The organism is Paenarthrobacter sp. CM16, assembly GCF_013179505.1.
In the GTDB taxonomy this organism is placed as follows: Bacteria; Actinomycetota; Actinomycetes; order Actinomycetales; family Micrococcaceae; genus Arthrobacter.
Map to the genome: position 1 here is coordinate 20,181 of NZ_JABMCX010000019.1, position 7,205 is coordinate 27,385.

The following is a 7,205-nucleotide window of genomic DNA, read 5'->3' on the forward strand; positions in this document are numbered from 1 at the left end:
TAGGATGGTGGCACAGCCGACGACCCTGAGGATGACCTTGCGTACTTTCGTTTCAGCAGTGGGAGTGATCCTCGCCGTCCTTCTGACAGCTGTCGCTGTCCCCGCGGCCTGGGTGGACCAGAACATTGTTAAGGAAGAGGGTTTCGTCGCAATCGCCGGAACGTTGGGTAGCGACCCCGAATTCCAAAGCCGTTTGGCTGCCGCGGCTGTAGGAACCTTTGAGTCTTCGGTTGATCTGCCGGGACCTCTTCAATCCCTGGCAGCCGGTGCCCTCCGGAACGCGGCCACGGGGATGCAGTCCTGGAGTGACTACCCTCAAGCCTGGGAGGAAACAGTCCGGAACAGCCACCGGCTCAACTTCGGGACGGCCGCCCCAGCTGATGAATCGGCGGCGTCCACGGCACTGGTCCTGGACATTGGGCCCCTTGTCCGGCTGATTCGAGACCATTTCGCCGAAGCGACGCGGATCCGGCTTGATGTTCCCGCGGAAAGCCTCGTGTCCTTGGGGGAGCCGTCACACAGGCAGCTGGTGGAACGCGTGGCAGCATTTGCGCCGCTGTGGTGGCTGGCTGCTGCAGGCGCGCTGGTCTCGGCCCTTCTGGCCCTGGCTGCTGCACGGCGACGCTCCTTGGCCTTGGTTTTCCTCGGGCTGGGGGGCTTGGCCCTGGCCGCGCTCTGGACGGTTGGGGCAGATCTCGCAGGCGGCATGATCGGAAGCCTTGCCAGCGCCAACGGTGTAGCGGAACTTTTCAAGAATGAGTTCCTCACTACAGCCCGCGACGGCTTCGGCCAGTGGGTAGGGATCGCCGCGGTGGTGTCCGGGGCTGTCCTGGTGGCGGGCGTCATAGCGGCGGTGGTCTCAGGGCGACAAGGGTCACGTTCGGCCCGAAGCTAAAGGCTGGGCCGGTAGCATGGAAGCATGACCAGCACAGCAGTTTCCATTCCTATGCCCACGGTGCCCCGCAGACGGCGATCTCCGGAAGAGGTACAGGCAGCGGCGCCCGTGACGGGTCCCAAGAAGGTTCTGCTGGCCGCCCCGCGAGGGTATTGTGCCGGCGTGGACAGGGCAGTCATTGCTGTTGAGAAGGCCTTGGAGCACTACGGGCCTCCGGTCTACGTCCGCAAACAGATCGTGCACAACGTCCACGTGGTCAGTTCCCTCGAAGAACAGGGAGCCATCTTTGTCGAGGAAACAGACGAGGTCCCGGAAGGTGCCTTGGTCATTTTCTCCGCCCACGGCGTATCTCCGGCCGTGGTCCAGTCCGCCGAGGACCGTGGCCTTCGCACCATCGATGCCACGTGCCCGCTGGTGACCAAGGTCCACAAGGAAGCCGTGCGCTTCGCCAAGGACGACTACGACATCCTGCTGATTGGCCACGAAGGCCACGAGGAAGTCGAAGGAACTGCCGGTGAAGCACCGGAACACATCCAGATCATCAACGGCCCGCACGAGGTAGACAAGGTCACCGTGCGCGACCCCGAGAAGACGATCTGGCTTTCCCAGACAACCCTGAGCGTGGATGAAACCATGGAGACGGTCCGACTCCTGAAGGACAGGTTCCCCACCCTCCAGGATCCGCCCAGCGACGATATTTGCTACGCCACCACCAACCGCCAAGTGGCTATCAAGAAGATTGCGCCCCAGGCAGACCTCGTGATCGTGGTGGGTTCAGCCAATTCGTCCAACTCCGTGCGGCTGGTTGAGGTTGCCCTGGAGTACGGTGCCAAGAGCTCCTACCGCGTGGACTTCGCCAACGAGGTAGACGAAGCCTGGTTCGAGGGTGTCGCCACAGTTGGCGTCACCTCCGGTGCCTCCGTTCCGGAAGTACTGGTTCAGGATGTCCTGCGGCTGCTGGCTGACTACGGCTACGGCGAGGTCCAAGAAGTAGTAACGGCTGAGGAAGACCTGTTGTTCTCACTTCCCAAGGAACTGCGGGCCACGCTGAAGAAAGCCGGCGACGTAACGCGTGCGCTCGGCGGGCGCGGAAACCGCTCCACGTCCTAGCGTTTCCTGTCAACAACAGAACTTGCAAAAACCGGCCCGCAGGGTTCGCCTCCCTAGGGAAGGCGAACCCTGCGGGCCGGTTTTTTAAGCTGCAGACTCTTCAGCGTCCTCAGCTTCGTCGGCCAGAAGCTCCGGTGCCGCCAGGGCGCGGGGGACTGCCTCAACCGACATTGGCGCGGCGAGACCGGCATCGTCCATGGTGTTGAGCTTGCGGGCTGTTGGGAGAACCCGCGCCTCAAGCGTTCCCACCATCGCGTTGTAGCGGTCCACGGACGTTTTCAGGGAACTTCCCAGCTTGCTGACGTTTTCGCCCAGCGTACCCATGCGTTCATAGAGTTGCTTTGCGAGCTCGAACAGTTCGTGGGCGCTGTCCGTGAGGACATCCTGGCGCCAGGTGAAGGCCACGGACTTCAGGACTGCCAGCAGGGTGCCCGGCGACGCCAGCACCACGTTCCGGGACAGGGCATATTCCAGCAGGGCAGGGTCTGCCTCGAGGGCTGAGGCAAGGATGGACTCCGCTGGAAGGAAACAGATCACCAGTTCGGGGGAGTTGCCGGGGATGTCCCAGTACTTTTTGCCAGCCAAAGCATCAATGTGGGATTTTAAAGCTTTGGCGTGCTGGGCCAGCAGGGTCTTGGAATCATGGTTACTGGCCGGCGCTACGGACTCCCCAAAGGAACCGTCTCCGTGCAGTTGTTCCTGCGCAGCGAGGTATGAAGCCAGCGGGACCTTGGCGTCCACCACCAGTTGCTTGCCGCCGGGCAATTGGACCACCAGGTCGGGGCGCAGCGTATTCTCGGTCCGGCCCGAATGGACTTGCTCATGGAAATCCACGTGCCTCAGCATTCCGGAAGCCTCCACCACCCTGCGGAGCTGCACTTCGCCCCACTGGCCACGGGCACTGTTGGAGCGAAGGGCCGAAGCCAAAGCATGCGTTGACCGCAGGAGTTGTTCATCGGACAGCCGGGCATCCTGCAGTTGCTGGGCAAGCTGGCCATATTGTTCCACCCGGTCCCGTTCCAACAGTGATACCTGTTGCTGAACGGCCGTCAGCTTCTCCGCGACCGGAGCGAGCGCCCGCAGAACACTGCCGTCCGAGTTCCTGGACGCCGTCAACTCCCGGTTCTGTGAAAACAAAAGCCGCCGCTCGGCGTCGGCCGCTGCAAGCTGCGCGGTCACCTCCGAGAGGCGCGCCGAAACGGCGTCGAAGTCTTCCTCCAACCCCGCGCCCCGGCGTCGAAAGACAACGTAGCCCGCTGGCAGGCCTACGGCGGCGCCGATCAAGAGCATCAGCAGGGCCAAAACCAATCCAAATCCATCCATGAGGCAACCCTGTCACAGGGGTACGACAGTTTTAGTGAGGCCGCCGGGGTGGCCACCTGCCACGTGCGCCGACACGCAAGGATAAGGTTTCAACGGGTAGAATCAATGCTCGTGGCTCTTACTATTGGCATCGTCGGACTGCCCAACGTCGGCAAATCAACTCTTTTCAACGCACTGACCCGCAATCAGGTGCTCGCAGCGAACTATCCGTTCGCGACGATCGAACCCAACGTCGGAGTGGTGAACCTTCCGGATCCCCGCCTGGCGAAGCTGGCTGAGATCTTCGGTTCCCAGAAGTTGCTGCCCGCTCCGGTGTCCTTCGTGGACATCGCCGGCATCGTCAAGGGTGCCTCCGAGGGTGAAGGCCTGGGCAATAAGTTCCTGGCAAATATCCGCGAGGCCGAAGCCATTGCACAGGTTGTCCGCGTGTTCGATGACCCCGATGTCATCCACGTTGATGGCAAAGTGGACCCGCGCTCCGACATGGAGACCATCAACACCGAGCTGATCCTGGCCGACCTTCAAACCATCGAAAACGCCATTCCGCGCATCGAAAAAGAAGTCAAGATCAAGAAGCGCGAAGCTGCCGAGCTCGCCGCCATCAAGGCTGCCCAGGCAGTGCTGGAACGCGGTGACACCATCTTCTCCTCGATCAAGAGCGACAAGCTGGAGATGGGGCACCTCAAGGAGCTTGGACTTCTCACTGCCAAGCCTTTCATCTACGTCTTCAATGCTGACGAAGGCATCCTGGGCGACCAGGAGAAGCAGGATGAGCTGCGCGCCCTCGTTGCGCCGGCAGATGCTGTGTTCCTTGATGCCAAGCTCGAAGCCGACCTCGTGGAACTGGACGAGGAAGAAGCCCGCGAGATGCTGGAGATGAACGGCCAGAGCGAATCCGGCCTGGACCAGTTGGCACGCGTCGGCTTCCACACCCTTGGGCTGCAGACCTACCTGACGGCCGGCCCCAAGGAAACCCGTGCGTGGACCATCCGCCAGGGCGACACCGCGCCGCAGGCCGCCGGCGTGATCCACTCCGATTTCCAGCGTGGCTTCATCAAGGCCGAGGTTGTCTCCTTCGATGACCTCATCGACGCCGGTTCCATGGCAGAGGCAAAGTCCCGCGGCAAGGTCCGGATCGAAGGCAAAGAGTATGTGATGGCCGACGGCGACGTGGTGGAGTTCCGCTTCAACGTCTAAGGTCATGAGCCGCGACATGAATCCCCGATCCGCGGGTGGCCGCCGCCAGCACTCTTCGGGCACCGATGAAGTAGCTGGCTGGGCCTTCCGTGGGAGCTCCGCAACAGGCGCTGCCCTGCCAGCGGTGACTACATTGCCTCCAGCGCATTGGTGGTTCTGGTCATATTTGTGGCGGTATTCCCTGCGCATATGCATCCCAGGCAGTGCCATGGGAATGTTCTTCGGGTACCTGGACAGCACCGGCTACAAACTACACACGGATGCGGAGATGGTGGCCAACATTGGCATGTTCGGCCTCATGTTCGGATGCCTTAGCCAGATCGTTGCCTTTGTGGTTGCCTTGATTGCCTTTGTCTTGGGGAGGCCTGCCCGTCGGCAGTGGGCTGCTTACCGGCGAGCGGGTTGGACCACCACCGAGTGCCGGTCCGCGTACTCGCTTCAAAAGCAGGAGGCGGCCGCTCTTAGGCTCAATTCCCGTCTCCGCGGACTCGGGTTGGCCCCTGCGCAGCCTCCGGGTCCCATGACGCCTCGGCCGCGCAGGAAGCCGTCATGGATGGGCCGGGTTGGGCTTGGGCTCGCCCTTCTCATGCCCGCACTCCTGATCTTCATTCTTCTCGGTCCCTGGTTGGACTCGAAGGATGTCCAGACATTGGAGTGCGAGGTTGTGGCCGCAGAGCCGGTAACGAGTTCGGGCGGGACCAGAGGGGGAGCCTCGACGGCCTCCGTTCTGGTGAAGACGTCCAACTGCGGGACGCTAGGAGTATCGCGCGGCGTTACTTTCGAGAACCGGGACGAGGTGGCGTCGAGTTTCACTATTGGCGCGACCTATGGCTTCGATATCGGTTGGTATAGCCGCACGTTCTACAGGAGCGGGGTTCAGTCGGTTCGGGAGTACCGGCTCATCTGACCGGAGCCGGAACAGCACAACTGACACGGCATTCGCAACCTAAGGCACGCGGTATCTCAAAGGACCCTGGTTCGACAGAACCGGGGTCCTTTTTTGCGGTTAAACCGTCCTGTCCTGCTGTCAGACAGCGAATGCTACCACCGAGTAGGGTTTGACTTGAAATTCCCGTCAATTTAGGCATGTGTAGGTTGCGGAACGGTTACAGTTTGGCCAGCAAGTCCCAACATCCGGACACAATGTGGGTAGGCTTACACACACATGTAGGCAACGTCACAGTAGGAAACTGTGCCTGTGCCTGGGGGGAATCACGAATTCCTCCTGCTCAACTCCACGACTCATAGGAGGCGGAATGCGTTTCTCGCGCACTTCCAAAGCTCTAGGCGTAGCGGCGATCATCGCCCTCGCAGTGACCGGTTGCGGCGGCGGTGGCGGCACCAGCACCAATAGCTCCGCCGCAGTTGACCCGAACAAGGTCATTTCCGCATACAGCAACGAACCGCAGAACCCGCTGCTCCCGGCCAACACCAACGAGGTGTACGGTGGCCGCGTCGTCGAGCTGCTGTTCGAAGGCCTTCGCGCCTACGACTCCGACGGCAAGCCCGTCAACGCTCTCGCGGAGTCGATTGAGACCACTGACTCGCAGAACTGGACCATCAAGGTCAAGTCCGGCGCAAAGTTCACCAACGGCGAGGCCATCACGGCCAAAACGTTCGTTGACTCCTGGAACTTCGCTGCGCTGAGCACCAACCTCCAGAACAACGGCTTCTTCTTCGAGTCCATCGAAGGCTACGCCGACGTCAGCGCCGTCACTGAGACCACCGGTGCCGATGGCAAGAAGACCTCCACGCCGGCTCCTACGGCCCAGACCATGTCCGGCCTGGCCGCTACTGACGACCAGACCATCACGGTCAAGCTCGGCCAGCCTGAAGCTGACTGGTCGCTGCGCCTTGGCTACTCCGCCTTCTACCCGCTTCCTTCCGAGGCTCTCAAGGACCCGAAGAAGTTCGGCGAAAACCCGATCGGCAACGGCCCGTACAAGTTCGAGAAGGAAGGTGCCTGGGTACACGACCAGTCCATCTCCCTGGTCAAGAACGCTGACTACACCGGTCCGCGTGCTGCCAAGAACGGTGGCGTGACCTTCAAGTTCTACACCGATCCGGGCCCCGCATACACGGATCTCCAGGCCGACAACCTCGACATCACTGACGTTGTTCCCTCGAACGCGCTGAAGACCTACACCACGGACTTCCCGGACCGTAACTCCACGCGCCCCAACGCCAACAACGCAACCCTGAACATCCCGAACTACAACCCGAACTTCCAGGGTGAAGCTGGTCTGTTGCGCCGCCAGGCCCTGTCGCACGCCATCAACCGCGAAGAGATCACCAAGGTCATCTTCAACGGCACGCGTACCCCGGCAACTGAGTTCACGGCTCCGGTCCTGGACGGCTACAACGACGCCATCCCGGGCAGCGATGTCCTGAAGTTCGATGCTCAGAAGGCCAAGGATCTCTGGGCCGAGGCCGAAAAGATCAAGCCGTACGACGGTTCCAAGCCGCTCCTCATTGCCTCCAACACTGACGGTGGCAACAAGGAATGGATCGACGCCGTAGCCAACGCCTTCAAGAACAACCTTGGCATCCAGGCCGAAATCCAGCCTTTCGCCAAGTTCGCTGAAGTTCTGGACCTGCGCAAGTCGCAGTCCCTCCCGGGTCTCACCCGCGCCGGCTGGCAGGGCGACTACCCGTCGCTGTACAACTTCCTTGGACCGGT

6 protein-coding genes are annotated in these 7,205 nt (G+C 61.5%); 5 read left to right on the forward strand and 1 reads right to left on the reverse strand.

Annotated elements, in window-relative coordinates; translation table 11 throughout:
• Positions 1-31: 31 nt before the first annotated feature.
• The gene (locus HP499_RS02955; RefSeq protein ID WP_172322455.1) at positions 32-895 is read left to right on the forward strand and encodes a hypothetical protein; all 864 of its coding nucleotides are present in this window, start codon (positions 32-34) and stop codon (positions 893-895) included.
• Positions 896-919: 24 nt separating this feature from the next.
• Entirely contained in the window at positions 920-2,005 is a 1,086-nt protein-coding gene (locus tag HP499_RS02960) for a 4-hydroxy-3-methylbut-2-enyl diphosphate reductase (protein ID WP_026546225.1), read from the forward strand.
• Positions 2,006-2,089: 84 nt separating this feature from the next.
• On the opposite strand, the gene HP499_RS02965 is transcribed toward HP499_RS02960, so the two are convergent.
• Positions 2,090-3,328, reverse strand: coding sequence for a DNA recombination protein RmuC (locus HP499_RS02965; protein WP_172322456.1), 1,239 nt, complete (start codon positions 3,326-3,328; stop codon positions 2,090-2,092).
• Positions 3,329-3,439: 111 nt separating this feature from the next.
• On the opposite strand from HP499_RS02965, the gene ychF reads away from it, so the two are divergent.
• The 3 genes from ychF to HP499_RS02980 form a co-directional block, all read left to right on the forward strand.
• Positions 3,440-4,525: a redox-regulated ATPase YchF gene (gene ychF / locus HP499_RS02970; protein WP_026005753.1), complete on the forward strand. Its 1,086-nt coding sequence runs from the start codon at positions 3,440-3,442 to the stop codon at positions 4,523-4,525.
• A gap of 208 nt (positions 4,526-4,733) precedes the next feature.
• Positions 4,734-5,432, forward strand: a complete 699-nt coding sequence (locus HP499_RS02975; RefSeq protein ID WP_253951359.1) for a hypothetical protein — start codon at positions 4,734-4,736, stop codon at positions 5,430-5,432.
• A 349-nt stretch (positions 5,433-5,781) separates the two neighbouring features.
• Positions 5,782-7,205: ABC transporter substrate-binding protein (locus tag HP499_RS02980; protein WP_172322459.1), on the forward strand; the 1,424-nt coding region annotated here is incomplete at its 3' end.

Coding starts and splice junctions, on each gene's coding strand:
- HP499_RS02960 (WP_026546225.1), top strand. CDS start 920: ATGACCAGCACAGCAGTTTCCATTCCTATGCCCACGGTGCCCCGCAGA.
- HP499_RS02955 (WP_172322455.1), top strand. CDS start 32: ATGACCTTGCGTACTTTCGTTTCAGCAGTGGGAGTGATCCTCGCCGTC.
- HP499_RS02965 (WP_172322456.1), bottom strand. CDS start 3,328: ATGGATGGATTTGGATTGGTTTTGGCCCTGCTGATGCTCTTGATCGGC.
- HP499_RS02975 (WP_253951359.1), top strand. CDS start 4,734: ATGGGAATGTTCTTCGGGTACCTGGACAGCACCGGCTACAAACTACAC.